Source organism: Streptomyces pseudoechinosporeus (assembly GCF_054783935.1).
This window is the reverse complement of the sequence record NZ_BAAGPS010000026.1, coordinates 67,987-86,417: the sequence shown is the minus strand read 5'-3', so window position 1 is coordinate 86,417 and position 18,431 is coordinate 67,987. Positions and strand designations below refer to the sequence as shown.

Annotated in this window: 18 protein-coding genes and 1 pseudogene; 11 read left to right on the top strand and 8 right to left on the bottom strand. The window is 68.8% G+C overall.

Annotated features, from left to right (window positions below; translation table 11 throughout):
- The first annotated feature begins 94 nt into the window (after positions 1 to 94).
- Positions 95 to 2,224 carry an amylo-alpha-1,6-glucosidase gene (locus ACYVO6_RS27985; protein ID WP_461065849.1) on the top strand — a complete coding sequence of 710 codons (2,130 nt, stop codon included), beginning with the start codon at positions 95 to 97 and terminating at the stop codon, positions 2,222 to 2,224.
- Positions 2,225 to 2,656: 432 nt separating this feature from the next.
- On the opposite strand, the gene ACYVO6_RS27980 is transcribed toward ACYVO6_RS27985, so the two are convergent.
- The 7 genes from ACYVO6_RS27980 to ACYVO6_RS27950 all read right to left on the bottom strand — a co-directional run bounded on the left by ACYVO6_RS27980 (position 2,657) and on the right by ACYVO6_RS27950 (position 7,299).
- Positions 2,657 to 3,481 (bottom strand): phosphotransferase, encoded by an 825-nt coding sequence (locus tag ACYVO6_RS27980; RefSeq protein WP_461065847.1) that lies wholly within the window; start codon positions 3,479 to 3,481, stop codon positions 2,657 to 2,659.
- On the bottom strand, positions 3,462 to 4,367 hold the full coding sequence (locus tag ACYVO6_RS27975; RefSeq protein ID WP_461065845.1) for an aldo/keto reductase: 906 nt from the start codon (positions 4,365 to 4,367) through the stop codon (positions 3,462 to 3,464). Before ACYVO6_RS27975 ends, ACYVO6_RS27980 begins: the two co-directional genes overlap by 20 nt.
- The gene (locus ACYVO6_RS27970; protein ID WP_461065843.1) at positions 4,364 to 5,557 is read right to left on the bottom strand and encodes a cupin domain-containing protein; all 1,194 of its coding nucleotides are present in this window, start codon (positions 5,555 to 5,557) and stop codon (positions 4,364 to 4,366) included. The genes ACYVO6_RS27975 and ACYVO6_RS27970 overlap by 4 nt, the downstream gene beginning before the upstream one ends.
- 16 nt (positions 5,558 to 5,573) lie before the next feature.
- On the bottom strand, positions 5,574 to 5,720 hold the full coding sequence (locus tag ACYVO6_RS27965; protein ID WP_461065841.1) for a hypothetical protein: 147 nt from the start codon (positions 5,718 to 5,720) through the stop codon (positions 5,574 to 5,576).
- Positions 5,721 to 6,017: 297 nt separating this feature from the next.
- On the bottom strand, positions 6,018 to 6,263 hold the full coding sequence (locus tag ACYVO6_RS27960) for a DUF7848 domain-containing protein (RefSeq protein WP_461065839.1): 246 nt from the start codon (positions 6,261 to 6,263) through the stop codon (positions 6,018 to 6,020).
- Positions 6,251 to 6,433 carry a hypothetical protein gene (locus tag ACYVO6_RS27955; protein WP_461065989.1) on the bottom strand — a complete coding sequence of 61 codons (183 nt, stop codon included), beginning with the start codon at positions 6,431 to 6,433 and terminating at the stop codon, positions 6,251 to 6,253. Before ACYVO6_RS27955 ends, ACYVO6_RS27960 begins: the two co-directional genes overlap by 13 nt.
- Before the next feature lie 41 nt (positions 6,434 to 6,474).
- A complete protein-coding gene (locus ACYVO6_RS27950; RefSeq protein WP_461065837.1) occupies positions 6,475 to 7,299 on the bottom strand; it encodes a TauD/TfdA family dioxygenase in 825 nt (274 codons plus the stop codon).
- Between the two features lie 168 nt (positions 7,300 to 7,467).
- Here ACYVO6_RS27950 and ACYVO6_RS27945 point away from each other — a divergent pair, with 168 nt between their 5' ends.
- From ACYVO6_RS27945 to ACYVO6_RS27935, 3 genes and pseudogenes are all read left to right on the top strand, one after another.
- A complete protein-coding gene (locus tag ACYVO6_RS27945) occupies positions 7,468 to 7,944 on the top strand; it encodes an NUDIX hydrolase (protein WP_461065835.1) in 477 nt (158 codons plus the stop codon).
- A gap of 6 nt (positions 7,945 to 7,950) precedes the next feature.
- Positions 7,951 to 9,147 carry a helix-turn-helix domain-containing protein gene (locus ACYVO6_RS27940; protein ID WP_461065833.1) on the top strand — a complete coding sequence of 399 codons (1,197 nt, stop codon included), beginning with the start codon at positions 7,951 to 7,953 and terminating at the stop codon, positions 9,145 to 9,147.
- Positions 9,148 to 9,200: 53 nt separating this feature from the next.
- Positions 9,201 to 9,501, top strand: a pseudogene (locus ACYVO6_RS27935) (tyrosine-type recombinase/integrase); the annotation flags it as partial.
- A gap of 67 nt (positions 9,502 to 9,568) precedes the next feature.
- Here the strand turns inward: ACYVO6_RS27935 and ACYVO6_RS27930 are convergent.
- Positions 9,569 to 10,228 (bottom strand): hypothetical protein, encoded by a 660-nt coding sequence (locus ACYVO6_RS27930; RefSeq protein WP_461065831.1) that lies wholly within the window; start codon positions 10,226 to 10,228, stop codon positions 9,569 to 9,571.
- Positions 10,229 to 10,375: 147 nt separating this feature from the next.
- Here ACYVO6_RS27930 and hemL point away from each other — a divergent pair, with 147 nt between their 5' ends.
- The 7 genes from hemL (at position 10,376) to ccsB (ending at position 18,311) form a co-directional block, all read left to right on the top strand.
- Positions 10,376 to 11,692, top strand: coding sequence for a glutamate-1-semialdehyde 2,1-aminomutase (hemL, locus tag ACYVO6_RS27925; protein WP_461065829.1), 1,317 nt, complete (start codon positions 10,376 to 10,378; stop codon positions 11,690 to 11,692).
- Positions 11,689 to 12,363: a histidine phosphatase family protein gene (locus ACYVO6_RS27920; protein WP_461065827.1), complete on the top strand. Its 675-nt coding sequence runs from the start codon at positions 11,689 to 11,691 to the stop codon at positions 12,361 to 12,363. The genes hemL and ACYVO6_RS27920 overlap by 4 nt, the downstream gene beginning before the upstream one ends.
- 192 nt (positions 12,364 to 12,555) lie before the next feature.
- The gene (locus ACYVO6_RS27915; RefSeq protein WP_461065825.1) at positions 12,556 to 13,845 is read left to right on the top strand and encodes a polysaccharide deacetylase family protein; all 1,290 of its coding nucleotides are present in this window, start codon (positions 12,556 to 12,558) and stop codon (positions 13,843 to 13,845) included.
- Between the two features lie 66 nt (positions 13,846 to 13,911).
- Positions 13,912 to 14,553 carry a TlpA family protein disulfide reductase gene (locus tag ACYVO6_RS27910; RefSeq protein WP_461065823.1) on the top strand — a complete coding sequence of 214 codons (642 nt, stop codon included), beginning with the start codon at positions 13,912 to 13,914 and terminating at the stop codon, positions 14,551 to 14,553.
- A 54-nt stretch (positions 14,554 to 14,607) separates the two neighbouring features.
- Entirely contained in the window at positions 14,608 to 15,345 is a 738-nt protein-coding gene (locus ACYVO6_RS27905; protein WP_461065987.1) for a cytochrome c biogenesis CcdA family protein, read from the top strand.
- A 3-nt stretch (positions 15,346 to 15,348) separates the two neighbouring features.
- A complete protein-coding gene (gene resB / locus ACYVO6_RS27900) occupies positions 15,349 to 17,211 on the top strand; it encodes a cytochrome c biogenesis protein ResB (RefSeq protein ID WP_461065821.1) in 1,863 nt (620 codons plus the stop codon).
- The gene (gene ccsB / locus ACYVO6_RS27895; RefSeq protein WP_461065819.1) at positions 17,208 to 18,311 is read left to right on the top strand and encodes a c-type cytochrome biogenesis protein CcsB; all 1,104 of its coding nucleotides are present in this window, start codon (positions 17,208 to 17,210) and stop codon (positions 18,309 to 18,311) included. Before resB ends, ccsB begins: the two co-directional genes overlap by 4 nt.
- Positions 18,312 to 18,431 lie beyond the last annotated feature (120 nt).

The following is an 18,431-nucleotide window of genomic DNA, read 5'->3' as shown; positions in this document are numbered from 1 at the left end:
TGGGCTTGGTTTTAGCGATCCAAAAGCGTTGTCATCGCTCTGACGATTGACTTAGTGTCTTTTGAACGATCTAACGCTGAGAGGTTCTACTTCCTTGGACACCACTGTCAAGACCCAGGACACCAACGACTCGGTCACGGCTCCCTCCCCCGTGACCGGCGGTCTGCAGCCGTTCTTGCATGACGCGGTCGTCACACTGCACGCGCCGAGCCTCGTGATATCGAGAGAAGACGGGCAGCTCAGCGGGGGTGCGGACGGCTTTTACCACGGCGACCGGCGGGCGCTTTCCCGGCTGACCGTCACCGCCGAGGGCATCGCTCTGGCGCCCGTTCAGGGCGGGCTGCGGGGCGCGGACCGCGCCGGCTTCCGGGCGATCCTGCGCGGGCTCGGCGAGGTGACACCGGACCCGGCCGTCGCCCTGCACCGCCGCCGCAGCACCTCCGACGGCCGCTTCGAGGAGGTCTTCGAGGTCACCAACGCGGGCAGCGAGCACGTCCGCCTCCGGCTGACGGTGAGCGCGGGCACGGACCTCGCCACCATGGAAGAGGTCAAGTCTGGACACGTCATCGCGGAGGCGTCGCCGCAGGTCGCGGACGGCGACGCCATCGACCTCGCCTGGTCCACGGACGACTTCACCGTACGACTGGCCGCCGAGCCCGCACCGGACGCGCTTCGGGTGCCGACGGGCGAACTGTCCTACGACATCGACCTCAAGCCCGGTACCTCGTGGAGTGTGGCGCTGACCTGCACCGCGGCCTATGCGGACGGCGACCAGTTCCCGGCCCCGCGCGCGGACCGACTGCCCTGGCGCATCCCCGTGCTGCGCAGCGCGGACCGTCGCTTCGACCGGTGGCTGGAGCAGTCCCTCGCCGACCTGGACCGGCTGCGCCTGACGGACCCGCAGTCGCCCGACCCGGACCGCCCGGACCAGTTCCTGGCCGCCGGCGCCCCCTGGTTCCTGACCCTCTTCGGCCGCGACTCGCTCTGGGCCGCCCGCATGCTCCTCCCGCTCGGCACCGAGCTCGCCGCCGGAACCCTGCGTACGCTCGCCCGCCGCCAGGGCCTGGTCACCGACCCGGCCACGGAGGAGCAGCCGGGCAAGATCCTGCACGAAGTGCGCCGCGACACCCTCCAGATCGCGGACCGCCTCTCCCTCCCGCCGGTGTACTACGGCACCGTCGACGCCACACCGCTGTGGATCACCCTGCTCCACGACGCCTGGCGCTGGGGCCTGAACCCGGCCGAGGTCGAGGAGTTGCTTCCGCACGCCGAGGCCGCGCTCGCCTGGATGCGCGAGGCTGCGGACGCTTCCGGCGACGGCTTCCTCAAGTACGTCGACCAGACCGGCCACGGCCTGTCCAACCAGGGCTGGAAGGACTCCGACGACTCCATCCGCTACCGCGACGGCCGCCGCGCCCACGCTCCGATCGCGCTGTGCGAGGTCCAGGCATACGCCTACGAGGCCGCGCACGCCGGAGCGGCACTGCTGCGCGCGTTCGGCCGCCCGGGCGCGGACGCCTGGGAGGACTGGGCGGACCAGCTGGCCGCCCGCTTCCGGGAGCGTTTCTGGGTGGAGGACGAGAAGGGTCCGTACCCGGCGGTCGCGCTCGACGGCGACAGCAGGCCGGTCGACTCGGTCACCTCTGGCTTCGGCCACCTCCTGGGCACGGGCCTGCTCAACGCGGAGGAGAGTGCGCTGCTGGCCGCCCGGCTCGCCGAGCCCGACCTCGACGCGGGGCACGGTCTGCGCACTTACAGCAGTGACGCGGTGGGCTACAACCCGTACGGCTATCACGTCGGTTCGATCTGGCCGCACGACACCGCGATCGCCGTACACGGCCTGATCAGGGCCGGCTTCCCGGACGCCGCGGCATCCCTGGCCGACGGCCTGCTGACGGCGTCGGCAGCATTCGACGCCCGCCTGCCCGAACTCTTCGCCGGCCACGGCACCGAGGCGGGCCCCGGCCCGGCCCCCTATCCAGCGTCCTGCCGTCCCCAGGCGTGGGCGGCCGCGTCCTCGCTCCTCGTGCTTCAAGCGGCCTTGGGCCTGAACGCGGACGTCCCGGGCGGCACGGTCACCGTGGCCTCCACGTTCGCCCGGAACTACGGACCGCTGTCCCTGAACGGGTTCCAGGTCGATGGGAACCGACTGGACGTCACGGTGACAGCGGACGGAGCAGCGCAGGTGACGGCACCGGGGGAGTTGGTCGTGACCATGGCCTGATGTGACTGAGCGCGCTACGTGGTTCTGGCCGCCCGTCCGGACACGCGGTCAGAACCCGCTACATGGCCATCACATGACGAGGGCGGGGTCGGAAACCCCGCCCGCTACTCATGAAATCCCAGGTCAGAGCCACACCAGGCAATAAGGCTGATGCCCCGCCTCATGCAGCCGATGCGAGAAGTCCTGCCACTCATGCAGCCGAATGGGAGCGGTGGGATGCTGACCTGGGATTTCTTGGGTGCATGTGCGCTGACCTGCAGAAACGACTCTCGGTAGTTCTCACTGGTCGACGCCGTTTCCCAGGCTCATGTGCCCTGGATGTGCCCTCGCGGCCCTATAGGGCGAGAGGCTTGGAGAGCGGTATCGGCGTCTGGCGCACGCCCTCCAGTACCAGGTGCGGAATCACTTCGAGAGCCGTGTCCGACAGCCTGATCAAGCCAGTTCTGTGGCCAGGGCTTGGAGCGCGGGGACGAGTTCGCGGTGGTCTCCACGCGAAGCCGACTGGAGCAGTTCGGTGATGACGATGATCTGTGCGACGCGTCCGGGTTCTGTCTTGAGCACGGGGAAAGCATCCCGGACGCGGTGGGCGAATCCGGGCACGAGCAGGGAGTACGCCAGCAGCATGGCCGCGTCGTAACCGGCGGGCGCCTGGCCGAAGCCTTCCCAGTCGAGGAGGTAGGGGGTGGTGTTGGTGAGGTTGGCGGTGTGCAGGTCTCCGTGGGCCGTCGTCCAGTCCGTGATCCGGGGGCCGGGCATGCCGAGGAAGCGGGGGACGCTGCGGTCCACCCACTCCTGCCGTACGGCCACTCGGTCCGTGGGGACGGTGTTCACGTACCCCAGGTCGGTGCGGAGGGAATCCCACCACGAGCGCGGCGGATCGAGATCCGTGCGCAGGGCGGGGCTGGGGGAGAAGACAGGTTCGTCGACGTATTGGTACAGCTCCGCCCGGTACGCGTGGCCGTCGCTGTTTGACTTGGTGGTGTCGTACAGCAGGGGCTTGTGGACGTGTCCGTCGAACAGCGCAGCGGCCTTGCAGTTGCCCTCCCAGATCTTTCCTGCCGCTTTGTCCTGCGGTGCGGAGAGCAGTCTCAGCCAGCAGGCGCCTCGGTCCGGGTGCTCGACGCGGCTGCTGAGGGTGCGGCCGTGCCAGCCCCAGACCTCGGGGCCGGCGATCGTGACGCCCAGGGTCTCGGCGGACGCCGCGAAGGCACGGCGCATGCGCTGCTGGGCCGTGGGCTCAGTTGGCGGCGAGTACATCCAGCACCTTTCGCAGCGTAGGAACCGGGACGGCCGGGTTTCGCAGAGCGGCCTGGGCCTCGGCCCAGTGTGCCGGGGTGGATGCGGAGAGCAGAATCCGCGTCACCCCGGGGCAGGATGCCGCCGCCATTAGGCATGCCTGCGCGGTGGTCAGGTCCGGGTTCAGCAGTGCGGTGAGTTCGCGGGTGGCCAGGTGGGGCAGTTCGCCGCCGAACAGGGGTGCCGAGGCGTACACCTGCCATCCGAGGTCAGCTGCCTGTGCGATGGGGCCCTTTCCGTCCAGTGCTTGGGCGAAGGCGGTGGCAGTGACGAGGGATACGGGCAGTTGGACGGCTCGCAGGTGGTGCCGCTCTGTGCCGGCGGCTTCGACGGCCAGTTGGTGCAGGGCGGGGATGCTCAGGGTGCCGGTGTCGAAGCCGTCCCAGGTTGCGACGCCGTATGCAGTCAGGGCACCGGCTGCTGCTTCAGCTTCGAGCGCGGTGAAGGCGCCGCACAGGGCTTCGTGCGGGTTGCCGTCGGTGCGCTCGGGGTTGTGGACGAAGACGAGGTCAAGGTGGTCGCGGCCGAGTTCGGTGCGGTTGCGGGCGCACTGCCAGTGGACGTACGGGGTGCTCAGGCAGTGTCCGCGATCCGCGTCTTGGGCGGTGAGACTTCCGTCGGAAACGGCTTCCTTGGCGGCCTGGTCGGTGAGGAAGCCGACTTTGGTGGAGACCGGGACGGGATGCCGAACCAGAACGGGGGCGAGCAGCGGCTGCGCCTGCCCTCCGAGGTAGTTGGGTGCGGTGTCGATCCATGCGGCGGCGGGATCGGTGGCCGCGCGGACGACGGCGTCGTTCAGTGCGGAGGGGCGGATGCGGTAAGTGCCCAGACCCAGGGTCGTCGTCATCGCTCGCCCCCTTCTACCGTGACTGCTTGGCCGTCCATGAGCTCGGAGACGACGGCCGCGACGTCCGCGACGGAGGTGCATGTTGCGGCAGCCAGCTCACCGAGGGTCATGACGCTGGGCGTGGCGGACATCAGGCGCCGGAGCAGTGGCCGGGCTTCCTCGGCCATCTCCCACTCGTTGTCGCAGGCCCTGAACACCACCCCGTCCCCGCCGATGGCACGGTCCAGGCGGGCGCGTGTGGTGGTCAGCCTGACGCGCACCTCCGGGTCGGCCGGGACGCCGGCGATGTGGGGCAGGCTCGGCCGCAGGCGGGTGAGGTCGGTTCCGTCGCGCATCGCCGTGTACCGGCCGATGAGATCCGGGTCTTCCAGCGCGGCGGTGACTTCCTTGCGTAGCCGTTCCAGGTAGGCGGCCTGCTGAGCGGCGGTCGCGTGCACGGGCAGGTCCTCGCGCAGGACGTCGTGGCGGCGCAGGTCGTCGGCGAGCCAGGAGAGCAGCTGGGCGCCGGTGGTGCTCTGGATGCCGAGGGTGAGGTGCAGGGAGTGCTCGCCCTCGGAGGCGGCCACCGAGTGCCACCAGCCGCGCGGGAGATACAGCAGGTCCCCGGGGCGAAGGACCAGTTCCGCGACCGGCTCCTCCGGGGGTGGCTCGGGCTCGTCGATGTCCTTGTACATGGGGGCGGTGCGGGTGGGGCCGTACAGCTTCCAGCGTTTGGCGCCGTCGATCTGGATGACGATCACGTCGTGGTCGTCCCAGTGCACGCCGAAGCCCTCGCGGGCAGTGAAGGAGGCGTACAGGTTGGCCTGCACGCCGGTGCGCAGCCACCGCTCCAGCTCCATGGCGGCGCGGCCGACGGGCGGGTGGAGTTCATCGACGGCGTCGATGACCAGGGAGGCGCCCTCGGCGAGGCAGGCGTGCAGTTCGGTGGGGTGCAGGCGCTGCCAGACCGTGTGCCGACGGGTGGTGACCGGGGCGGTGTAGCGGTGGGCGGGCAGCATCTCGCCGTCTGCGGACAGGCGGAAGCGGGGCGGCTCCAGGCGGTGGGTGGCCAGGATGGTGTTGACGTCGTCCCAGGTGATCAGCTCGCCTGGGTAGGGGAGGGCGGCGGGGACGTGGCGGTGGTGGCGGTGGAGCACCTGGGCCAGGAACTCGTCCTGGCCCAGGTGGGCCGCCAGGTTCAGCGGCGACAACGCGTCTCCTCCCGGATCAGTCGTTGCCGTCGGTACGGCCGGTGCTGCCGCCGTCGGACGGGGTGACGCCGCGCTCGCGGGCGGCCTGGATCCGGCGGCGTGCCTTGACCAGGCCGGGCTGGGCCGGATCGGTCGTCGGGCTGGGGGCCGTGTTGTTCGGCATTGTTCCTCCTCGGAGTTGGGGACGAAGTGGCCATGCGGACCCGCTCCGGACGGCGCTCGACCTGTCCATGGGTTCGGGCGGTTGATCCGTCCGGAGCGGGGTTTGCGGCCCGTCCCTGCCAGGGCTTCCCGGGGTGGGGGGAACCTCTCGATCGGCTACGTCCGGCAGGGACGGGAACTCATCGGTCGGCCGGGGTGGGGGAGACCGCGACGCCGATCACGAAGCCGTACGAGGCGGCGATTACGATGATCAGTAGTGGTCCTGCGAAATGACACAGCCAGGCCAACGGTCGCCGCGTCACGTACGCCGCCAGGTGCGCCAGGGCCGAGTGATGATCTCTCGGTACGTGTGGTGCGACGGGTGTCGGCCGCAGTGCTCCAGCACCCAGTTCTGGGGCTCGGCGAAGTCTTCGCTGGACGGGGACGTCTCGCCGTCCACGGCGCACTGCATCGCGTAAGTGGTCGGCTCGGCATCGGGTTCCCGGTCGGGTTCGAGCGTCCAGGTCTCGTGCCGGAGGACGGCGCGCGGGCTCATCGTCCCCACCGTCCGTTCGCTACGGCCACCTTGGCGCTCAGCTCCTCGGCCTGGGTGGGATGGCGAAGTTCCGTAGGGGGAACGTCCCACTCCCTGCCGCCCTTCAGGGGGCGGAGTTGGACGTAGGGCCCCGCGTGCCCCATGACCACACCCACCTGGTCGTTGCGCTTGTCGACCATCAGCTTTCCCACGTCGGCCTGTTCGGCGTCCGTCACATCGGTCACCTCCTCGGGGCGCGGGCCGCTGAGACGGGCTCGCTGGTCTTGGGAAGGACGGCGGATGTCGGGTGTGCGGCGAAACCGCCGGGCAGGGCGAAACGGGGTTCCCCCAGGGCACGCATGAGCCTCCGGTCCCCGGTGAAGCGTGTGCGGGCGTGCAGCCAGCGGTGGTTGTCCAACAGATAGCCCTGCCCGGCCTGGAGCAGGAGGCGGTGCTGGCTGGTGGCGATGGCGCTGCGGAGGACGGGGAGGTAGGGCTGGACGAGGGGACTCCATCGGGCCAGACCGTCCTGGCGCAGCCGTATGGAGAAACGGCTGTCGGCCTGGACAGTGAAGACCTGGGTGGCATGGCCGGAGCCCGCGCCGAAGTAGGCGGTCCTGGGCTGGCAGAGCGCGACTGCTGCGTCTCGGTTCTCGCCCATGAGGCGGGCGTGGACTTCGCGTCCGTCGGCGAGGAGGGTCTCCCCGCCTGCGGACGCCGGCTGCAGGCATACCAGGAGGATCAGGCGTGGCGGCGTGGGGGTGCCCGACCGTTCGGTGTGGGCCTGCAGTTCGCCGCTGCCGAGGCCGGCGAAGCCGGCGCGGTGGGCGTGGCTGCCCGTGTCGTGGATCAGGGTCAGGCCGTCCGGGGCGCCGTGCGGGTGAGACGTGATCGCCATCATCCGGGAGGCAAACGCCAGGACCTCCTGCCGGGTCGTCAGTCCGTTGAGGGCGACCAGGCCGGTCTCACGAAGCTGTGCGGCGATCACGTCGCTGGCGTGCGGGGCGCGGAGGTCGACGTAGTGGTCCGCGAAGAGCGTCTCGGAGCCTGCGGAGGCGTCGAGCATCGCCGTACTCCTTCGATCGGGGTCGGTGTGATCAGAGTGGGGAGGCGGGGTGGTCTGGGTAAAGCGACAGACTGTCGACTCGGACAAATCGGTCGTCTGGGCGGCGGGTTGAAGGGAGCGTGCTACGTTCCGAAGACCCGGCTCGCACACCGCAGGACGAGGACTGTCATGACGTACACGCCGCCGCTCTGGCCCGTCTCTGTGAAGGGCGTTGCGCTCGACGCGCGTGATCGCGTGTTGCTGCTGCGGAACGAACGTGATGAGTGGGAGCTGCCCGGAGGCCGCCTGGAGATCGGCAGCCCCGATGGCGAACAACTGCCGGACAGCAGCCCTGAGTCGGCGCTGGAGCGTGAGATCCAGGAGGAGACCGGCTGGGAGGTCAAGGCCGGCCCGCTCATCGACGGCGGCGTGTGGGTCTACCAGCCCATCCCGGGGCGGCGGGTGCTGATCGTGACCTACGGCTGCACTGTGCTGACCCCCGAGCGACCGCCTGTTGTCAGTCACGAGCACAAGCAGCTGGGCCTGTTCACCGCCGACGAGGTACCGGAACTGAACATGCCCGACGGCTACAAGCGGGCCATCGCCGCTTGGTACGGCAGCGGGCACGACGGCACGACGGCCCTGGACGACTACGAGCGGATGTAGCCGACGATGGCCGGGAGCGAGATCGCGAAGCGGGCGGGTGAGAGCAGGCTCCCGCCTCCCCGGCCCTCGGCCCGGCACGCCCAGTGGCACTGGGCGACACCGCAGGCCCAACTTGTACTGGCTGCAGGGGATCTGGCCGACATCCTTCGCTTCTACCGACGTGTGCACGGCCTGAACCAGACGGCGCTCGCTGAACTCCTCGGCTACGACAAGACCTACATCTCCGCCTTGGAGTTGGGGAAGCGCGCCCTCGACGACATCGGTTCCCGGCGCCGTGTCTGCGAGGCTCTGCGGTTGCCGCCCCACGTCCTCGGCATCACCGAGCCCACCGACACGGACCACCGGGCGATGCTGCAGTTCGGGGAGTCGACTGTCCGGCTCGCCGAGATCGCCCGCCAGTCCGGGCACGCCTCCGAAGCCGTCTCCGAGCTGTGGCCGCTCGTTGCTCGGCTCGAAGCCCGTGTCGACGACGGCCACACCGAGCGGGACGTTCTGCGGCTGCTTGCCCGGGCCCGCGTCGGCCTCGGCGTCGCCCTGGGCAATGTGCTGCCCGAGGAACGCCTTGCCACCGCCGCCCGCTGGACGGCCAAGAGCCTTGATATTGCCGAGTACTTCGGGGACCCAGGCATGACCTCGTACGTGCTGCGCATGCACGGCAACGAGCTGCGCAAGGCCAACCTACGGGGCGCGGCGGTCCAGCGGTTGTGCCGCGCTGCCGCCACCGCACCCGACGACAACGCCCGCGCTGCCGCACTGCCGCTGCTCGCCCGGGCCGCCGGCGGGCTGGGCAACGGCGAACTGTTCGACCGGGTGATGCGGGAGACTGACGCCCTGCTCGACCGCGTCGACCACACCAGCCTGTTCAACCCCTTCTCCCTCCACGAGATCCGCCTGCGCGGTCTCGTCTCAACCGGGCACACCGACATGGCCATGCGGCTGGTGGAACACAGTCCAGTGCCCACGACTGTCGTGGCTCCACAGTGGCGCGTCATCGAACTGATCACTGTCGCGCACGTCCAACTACTCGCCAACGACACGGGCGGCGCCGCCCAGTCGCTCGATACCGCAACCCAGGAGGCCGTTGTGCAGCGCCTCCCTCATCAACTGCAGCGGATCATGCGAACTGCGGGGCCACGGCTCCCTGCTCAGCAGGCCGCCGCTTCACAGTCACTGGACCGGATACGCAGCGAGATGGCCGCCTGATCCAGGTCCGGGCGAGTAGTTGGGCCGTGGCGTCAGGAACTGACCATCCTTGTCACCTCCAGGCGGCGCCGGAAGACGGCATGCACGCTCTCCGGCACGCCTACGCCTACGTGCTTCCTGGACGCGGGGGAGAGCATCAAGGCGCTCTCCGAGTTCCTGGGCCACTCGGACCCCGGCTTCACGCTGCGGACGTACACGCACCTGCTGCCGTCCAGCGAGACCCGCACCCGCAAGGCGATCGACGACGCCTTCACCGAAGCCGAGGTGGAAGAAGATGACGGTACGCCGGAGGCTGAGGGCACCTCAGTGCCCCCGCCCAAACCCACGTGCCCTCAATGTGCCCTGGCCGCCTGACGGCCCCTCTGGGCACATGACGAGGGCGGGGCCCGAAAGCCCCGCCCAAATCTCACGAAATCCCAGCTCAGGGCCACACCAAGCAATAAGGCTGATGCCCCGCCTCATGCAACCGATGCGAGAAGTCCTGCCACTCGTGCAGCAGCTGGTACACGTTGAACGCGTCCCGCGGCCCACCCCGGTCCGGCACCGTCGACCAGATGAAGGCCGCCGCGCCGACCGCCTCCTCGCCGATTCCGCGTAGGGGGTCTACGACCGTCATGGGGAGCTTGACTACGGCGTAGTCCGGGTGGAGGACTACGAGCTCGAGCGGAGGGACCTTGTGGAGCGGGATGCCCTCGATGCCGGTGAGGACCATCGCGGCCATCGTCTCCGGCTTGATCTTCGTGAACATGCCGTTCATGCCGAGCTCGTCGCCGCCGAGTTCCTCGGGGCGCATGGAGATGGGGACTCGAGCGGCGGTCGCGCCGTCCGGGGCCCCGAAGTATTTGTAGGTCACCCCCACCCGGCCACCATTCCTGCTCCCTGCCCGTGGGGCGTCGATCCGACGGATTCCGTTGAGTCCGTCGATCCGCTCGCCCGGGTCGGGCTCACTCTCCGTCTGCCGTACCTCGCGGGTTTCGCGTGTCTCGGCCGCCGCTTCCGCCTCGCGCCGGTGCCTTCCCCGCCGGGCACGCCGAGGACCGAGGTCATCGGTCCCCTCGCCCAGTCCGCCACCGCGATGCATATCTCCACCCGACTGCTTATCTAAGGTGCGCCATCCCCGCCACGCAACCCGATCATCATGTCAGTGACCTCCCCCGCGACCGCCCGCCGAAACGTGCGTTGAAACACGTGTCCGCAGGATCTTCGAGGCCTCTGACACCATGGCTGTGTGAACTATCCGTACGAATACGACGCCCCAGTTTCTCATGCTCTTTTCAACCGTGCGGCGGCCGTCACACCCGGCGGCGTGAACTCTCCCGTGCGAGCGTTCCGCGCCGTGGGTGGTACGCCCCGGTTCATGGTGTCCGGCACCGGTCCGTACCTGACCGACGCCGACGGAAGGGAGTACGTGGACCTCGTCTGCTCCTGGGGGCCGATGATCCTCGGCCACTCCCATCCGGAGGTGATCGCGGCGGTCCAGGCCGCCGTGGCCCGCGGTACCTCCTTCGGTACGCCCGGCGAGGGCGAGGTAGCGCTCGCCGAGGAGATCGTCGCCCGTATCGAGCCCGTCGCCCAGGTCCGGCTCGTCTCCAGCGGCACCGAGGCGACCATGTCCGCCATCCGGCTCGCCCGCGGCTACACGGGGCGGGCCAAGGTGATCAAGTTCGCCGGCTGCTATCACGGACATGTGGACGCCCTGCTCGCCGCCGCGGGAAGCGGACTCGCCACGTTCGCGCTGCCCGACACTCCCGGCGTCACCGGTGCCCAGGCCGCGGACACCGTCGTCCTCCCGTACAACGATCTCGACGCCGTCCGCGAGGCCTTCCGCGCCCACCCCGGCCAGATCGCCTGCGTGATCACCGAGGCCTCGCCCGGGAACATGGGGGTCGTGCCGCCCGAGCCCGGCTTCAACCAGGGGCTCAAGGACGCCTGTGCGGAAAACGGTGCGCTGTACATCTCGGACGAGGTCATGACCGGGTTCCGGACCAGTAAGGCCGGTTGGTTCGGGATCGACGGCGTACGTCCTGATCTCATGACCTTCGGCAAGGTCATGGGCGGCGGCTTCCCGGCCGCCGCTTTCGGTGGCCGGCCGGATGTCATGGCGCACCTCGCGCCCGCCGGCCCCGTCTACCAGGCCGGCACCCTCTCCGGGAACCCGGTCGCCACCGCCGCCGGGCTCGCCCAGCTGCGGCTCCTCGACGACGCCGCGTACGACAAGGTCGACGCGGTGTCCGAGCAGGTCCGTGCGCTGGTGTCGGACGCGCTCACCAAGGAGGGTGTGGCGCACCGGGTGCAGAACGCCTCGAGTATGTTCTCCGTGTTCTTCACCGACCGCCCCGTCAAGAACTACGAGGACGCGAAGGCGCAGGAGTCGTACCGCTTCACCGCCTTCTTCCACTCGATGCTCGCGCAGGGCGTCTATCTGCCCCCGTCGTCCTTCGAGTCCTGGTTCGTCTCGACGGCTCACGACGAGCGGGCGGTCCAGCGGATCGCCGACGCCCTTCCGGCGGCGGCACGGGCAGCAGCGGAGGCCACGGCAGCATGAGTGACATCACCGTCGTACACGTGGTGCGGCACGGCGAGGTCGCCAACCCGGACGGAGTTCTTTACGGGCGCCTGCCCGGCTACCACCTGTCCGAGCTCGGGCTGCGGATGGCCGAGCGGGTCGCCGAGCACCTCGCCACCAGGGACATCACGCACATCGTCTCCTCACCGCTGGAGCGGGCGCGGGAGACGGCCGCCCCGATCGCCGAGAGACACGGCCTCGACCTCACGACCGACCGCCGGCTCATCGAGGCCGGCAACGTCTTCCAGGGCAGGACCTTCGGGGTCGGCGACGGTGCGCTGCGTCGGCCCGAGAACTGGAAGCACCTCCTCAACCCCTTCAGGCCGTCCTGGGGTGAGCCGTATCTGGAGCAGGTCGTGCGGATGATGGGGGCGCTGGACGCCGCCAAGGACGCGGCGCGCGGGCATGAAGCGGTGTGCGTCTCGCATCAGTTGCCGATCTGGATCGTGCGCTCTTACGTGGAGCGGCGCCGGCTGTGGCACGACCCGCGCAAGCGGCAGTGCACACTCGCCTCGCTGACGACGTTCACGTACCAGGGCGACAAGATCGTCTCCGTCGGCTACACCGAGCCGGCCAGGGATCTCGTACCGGCGCATCTGTTGGCGGGGGCGAAGCCGGTCAAGGGCAAGGACAAGGCATTTGGGGCGTAGGGAATCTCAAATCCCTTGCAGCCCATCAGAATAGAGATGACCAACCCTGCCTCCCTGGTTCCATTCCGTCTGTAACAGGTTCACCCCCGTCCAGCACGGGAAATGTGACGCTCTCTCCAGGAACCCCCACGTTCGTCGCGCCCTCTAATCCGGTGTCATCCGGCACGGAACAGCGCGACGAACGGGGTGGGAATGCGCCACATCACACGACGGGGAATGCTGGGACTCGGGGCCGGTGCTGCGGCGGCTGTGGGACTCGCGGGCTGTGGTACTGAATTGGGAAACGGTTTCGGCAGTGACGAAGGTTCCGGAAAAGACCCCGGCAACGGCAAGGGCAACGGCAAGGGAAGCACCGACCGCCCCATAGGCGACGGCTCCACCGCCTACACCGGCAAGCAGCCCAACCAGCCAACGAAGCCCGAACCCCTCGAACCCGGCCAGACCCCGCCGCAGTTCGTGGTGTTCTCCTGGGACGGCGCGGGAGACGTCGGGAACGGACTCTTCGAGCGGTTCCTGAAACTCTCCAAAGAACACGACGCACACATGACGTTCTTTCTCTCCGGGCTCTATCTGCTGCCCGAGTCGAAAAAGCGCAAGTACCTTCCGCCGAACAATGCGCCCGGCGCCTCCGACATCGGTTATCTGACCGACGACCACATCAAGTCGACACTGAAGTACGTACGACAGGCCTGGCTCGACGGCCATGAGATCGGCACGCACTTCAACGGCCACTTCTGCGGCGGCACCGGCACCGTCGCCAACTGGACGCCCAAGCAGTGGCGCAGCGAAATCGACCAGGCGAAGTCCTTCGTCAAGGAATGGCGTACGAACACGGGCTGGACCGATCTGCCCGCACTGCCCTTCGACTACGAGAAGGAACTCATCGGCGGCCGCACGCCCTGCCTGCTCGGCCAGGAGAACCTACTGCCCACGGCCCGCGAACTCGGCTGGCGCTACGACGCCTCCTCGCCCGGCGGCCGTCAGCAGTGGCCCGGAAAGAGCCAGGGCCTGTGGGATCTGCCACTCCAGGCGATCCCGTTCCCCGGCCACACCTTCGAGGTCCTCTCGATGGACTACAACATCCTCGCCAACCAGTCCCTCAACTCCACCCAGGCCCCGCCCGCCAACTACCCGGGCTGGCGCAAGCAGGCCACCGAGGCGTACATCGCCGGATTCGACCGGGCATACGAGACGAATCGCGCGCCTTTCTTCATCGGCAACCACTTCGAGGACTGGAACGGCGGCATCTACATGGACGCCGTCGAGGAAGCGCTGAAGCACATGGCCGGCAAGAAGGATGTACGACTCGTGTCGTTCCGGCAGTTCGTGGACTGGCTGGACGTACAGAAACCGGAGGTGCTGGAGAAGCTTCAGTTGCTGGACGTCGGGCAGCAGCCGGTGGGTGGCTGGAACGAGTACCTCGGGGACACGGCCGTGAGCTCCTCGAAGGGGCCCGAGAAGGAGTCCGAAAAGGCCGCCTGAAATGCGGGTTTCCACCCGTGAGGGGGGTGCGCAAGATCCCCGGAACGGACATGCGAAACTTTTCACATGAGTGCCGCAAGCCACGACCCCCAGCGCTCGAAACGCACCCGCTCCTCTATCCGTACGCGTAGTCGCGCCGCCCTGTTCACCAGCGGCGCCGCCGTCACGGCGCTGCTGCTGTCCGCGTGCGGATCGGGGGGTACGTCCGGGGGGTCGGGCGACACCGGCTTCGTCACCGGCACCGACGGCATCGCCACGGTCGAGAAGGGCGAGCGGGCAGCGGCCCCCGACCTGTCCGGCAAGACCATCGACGGCAAGCAACTCGATGTCGCCGACTACAAGGGCGACATCGTCGTACTCAACGTCTGGGGCTCCTGGTGCGGGCCCTGCCGCCTGGAGGCGAAGAACTTCGTCAAGGTCTCCGAGGACCTCAAGGACCAGGGCGTACAGTTCGTCGGCATCAACACCCGCGACACCAGCACCAAGCCCGCGGTGGCCTTCGAGAAGGAGTACGGGGTCACCTATCCGAGCCTGTACGACCCGACGGGCAAGCTCATGCTCCGTTTTGAGAAGGGCACGCTCAACCCGCAGGCGATCCCCTCCACGATCGTCATCGACCGGGAGGGCAGGATCGCGTCCCGCTCGCTGCAGGCGCTCAGCGAGGACAAGCTCCGCAAGATGCTCAAGCCGATTCTCGCGGAGAAGTGACCGCTCGTGTCCCTCCTCGCCGCCTCCGCCACTGAGCTTGCCGCCGCCACGGACATGAACCAGACCGTCTACAGCGGTGCCCTGCTGCTCGCCCTGCCGATCGCCGTCCTCGGCGGGCTCGTCTCCTTCTTCTCGCCGTGCGTCCTGCCGCTCGTGCCCGGCTATCTCTCCTACGTCACCGGGGTCGGCGGCACGGACCTCGCCGAGGCGCGGCGTGGGCGGATGGCCGCGGGTGCCGCGCTGTTCGTACTCGGCTTCACGGCCGTGTTCGTCTCCGGCGGGGCGCTCTTCGGGTACTTCGGCTCGACTCTCCTCGATTATCAAAGCGTCCTGTCCAAGGTGCTCGGCGGGCTCATGATCCTCATGGGCATCTTCTTCATGGGCCTGATGCCGGGTCTCACCCAGCGTGAATTCCGGTTCCACAAGCGGCCGGTGGCCGGACTGGCGGGCGCCCCGCTGCTCGGCGCACTCTTCGGGATCGGCTGGACGCCCTGCATCGGCCCGACCCTCGCATCCGTGCAGGCGCTGTCGTTCGACCAGGCGAGCGCGGGCCGCGGGGCCATACTGACCGTCGCGTACTGCCTCGGCCTGGGCGTGCCCTTCGTGCTTGCCGCGGTCGCCTTCCGCAGGGCGCTCGGTGCCTTCGGCTGGGTCAAGCGTCATTACGTGTGGGTGATGCGCATCGGCGGCGGCATGATGATCGCGACCGGCCTGCTGCTGCTGACCGGTGCGTGGGACAGCATCGTGCAGGAGATGCAGGGCTGGTCCGACGGCTTCACGGTAGGGGTCTGATCCATGAGCACGACACGGGACACGGACGTGCGGACCGGCGGCGGGGCCGCAGCGCCGGACGCCGACGGCGAAGCCGCCGTGGCGCGGGACGCGCGTGATCTCGGCGAGGCTGGGGCGCAGTTGTCCACCGCGCCCCGGGAGATCGTGGTGCCCGGCTCCTTCGGGGGTGCGCGCACCCCCGGTGCCGCCGGGTGGTTGGCCTGGGCCGGCCGCGAGGCCGCTGGCTGGGCCCGCTGGTTCTGGCGGCAGCTCACCTCCATGCGGGTCGCGCTGATCCTGCTCTTCCTGCTGTCGCTCGGCGCGATCCCCGGCTCGCTGATCCCGCAGAGCGGGACCGACGAGATGAAGGTGGAGCAGTTCGCGCAGGATCACTCGACGCTGACGCCGATCTACGAGAAGCTCGGGCTGTTCCACGTCTACAGCTCCGTGTGGTTCTCGGCGATCTACATCCTGCTGTTCGTCTCGCTCATCGGCTGCATCGTGCCCCGCACCTGGCAGTTCGTCGGCCAGTTGCGCGGTCGGCCGCCGGGCGCGCCCCGCCGGCTGACCCGGCTGCCCGCGTACACGACGTGGCGTACCGAGGTCGAGCCCGAGAAGGTCCGCGAGGCCGCGCTCGCGCTGCTGAAGAAGCGGCGCTTCCGTGCGCACGTCGCCGGAGACGCCGTCGCCGCCGAGAAGGGCTACCTCCGCGAGGTCGGCAACCTCGCCTTCCACATCGCGCTGATCGTGATGCTGATCGCCTTCGCCTGGGGGCAGCTCTTCAGGTCCGAGGGCAACAAGCTGATCGTCGAGGGCGACGGGTTCGCCAACACCCTCACGCAGTACGACGACTTCAAGTCCGGGAACCTCTTCAGTACCGACGACCTGCCGCCGTTCAGCTTCACCCTGAAGGACTTCAAGGGCACGTACGCAAGGACAGGGCCCAACAGGGGCACGCCGCGCATCTACGAGGCCACCCTCACCTACAGCGAGGGTGCCGACGGCAAGGAGCAGAAGGCCAAGATCGGGCCGACCGATCCGCTGAGGCTCGACGGCTCGAATGTCTACCTCGTCAGCCACGGTTACGCTCCTGTCGTCACCGTCCGCAACGGCAAGGGTGACGTCGTCTTCAGCCAGGCCGTGCCGCTGCTGCCGCTCGACTCCAACGTCACCTCCTCCGGAGCGATCAAGGTCCTTGACGGCTACACGAACGCCAAGGGCGAGAAGGAACAGCTCGGCTTCAACGCTTTCTTCGTGCCGACGTTCGCCGGTGCCGGCAAGGGCCAGATGCTCTCGCAGTTCCCCGCGCTGGACTTCCCGGTGTTGGCGCTCTCCGCGTACCACGGCGACCTGGGCGTCAACTCGGGGCTCCCGCAGAGCGTGTACCAGCTCGACAGGACCAACATGAAGGAGTTCAAGGACTCCAAGGGCGACCTGCTCAAGCAGCGGCTCCTGCCCGGCGAGACCATGAAGCTCCCCGGCGGCAACGGCTCGATCACCTTCGAGAAGGACGTCAAGGAGTGGGCCGGCTTCCAGGTTACCCACGAGCCCGGCAGCGGCTGGGCCCTGGCCGGATCCATGGCCGCGATCTTCGGCCTCGCCGCCTCGCTCTTCATCCAGCGTCGCCGCGTCTGGGTGCGGGCGACCGCGGGTGCGGACGGTGTCACGGTCGTCGAGATGGCCGGCCTCGGCCGCAGCGAGTCCGCGAAGGTCCCGGAGGAACTGGGCCACTTGGCGGCCATCCTTTACGACACAGCTCCCGGCGCACCGGACCCAGACCCCGAGCCCGACGCCGACGAAGACCCCGAACCGGACGGCAAGACTTCCGAAGCCGACCCCACCCCCGACCCCCAAGCCGCACCTGCCGAAGGGGCTGAGACGAAATGACTCTCGCCGCCGCGACCGAGCTGGCCGCCGCCACCAACGAAAACCTCGCGAACATCAGCAACACGTTGATCTACTCGTCGATGGCCGTGTACACCCTGGCCTTCTTCGCGTACATCGCCGAGTGGACCTTCGGCAGCCGCAGCAAGGTCAGCCGGACGGCCGCCGCGCTCACCGGCACGCAGAGCAAGAAGGCCGAAGCGCCCGCGGTCACCGTGAAGAAGGCGGGTGGCACCGCCGTACTGGAGCGGCCCAAGGTCGTCACGCGGGCCGCCGCCGGGGCGCGGGACGTGCCGGACGGGCCCGGGGCGCACGGCGGGGACGAGCAGGGGGACCTCTACGGGCGTATCGCCGTGTCCCTCACCGTGCTCGCCTTCTTCATCGAGTTCGGCGGTGTGCTCACGCGGGCCCTGTCGGTGCAGCGGGCGCCGTGGGGCAACATGTACGAGTTCAACATCACCTTCTCCACCGTTGCCGTAGGCGTGTACCTCTCCCTCCTCGCGTTGAAGAAGAACGTCCGCTGGCTTGGGCTCCCCCTGGTCACCTCGGTCCTCCTCGACCTCGGTCTCGCCGTCACCGTCTTGTACACCGCCAGCGACCAGTTGGTTCCCGCCCTCGACTCGTACTGGCTCTACATCCACGTCTCCACCGCGATCTTCTGCGGCGCCGTCTTCTACGTGGGCGCGGTCGGCACGATCCTGTACCTCTTCAAGGACTCGTACGAGAACAAGCTGGCGAGCGGCGGCACGCCCGGCCGTTTCGCGACCTCCGTCATGGAGCGGCTGCCCGCCTCTGCCTCCCTCGACAAGTTCGCGTACCGCGTGAACGCCGCCGTCTTTCCGCTGTGGACCTTCACGATCATCGCCGGCGCGATCTGGGCGGGCGACGCGTGGGGCCGCTACTGGGGCTGGGACCCCAAGGAGACCTGGGCGTTCATCACCTGGGTCGCGTACGCCTGCTATCTGCACGCCCGCGCCACGGCCGGCTGGAAGGGCCGCAAGGCCGCGTACATCGCCCTCATCGCCTTCGCCTGCTGGCTGTTCAACTACTACGGCGTGAACATCTTCGTGAGCGGCAAGCACTCGTACGCCGACGTCGGCTGAGCGCCCCCGAGGGCTGAACCCCATCTGTTCACCAAGGCCTGACACCTTCATACGATCCGAGGCCGGTTCCATGTGACATACGTCACGGGAACCGGCCTTCGTCGTACGGACAGGTGGGGG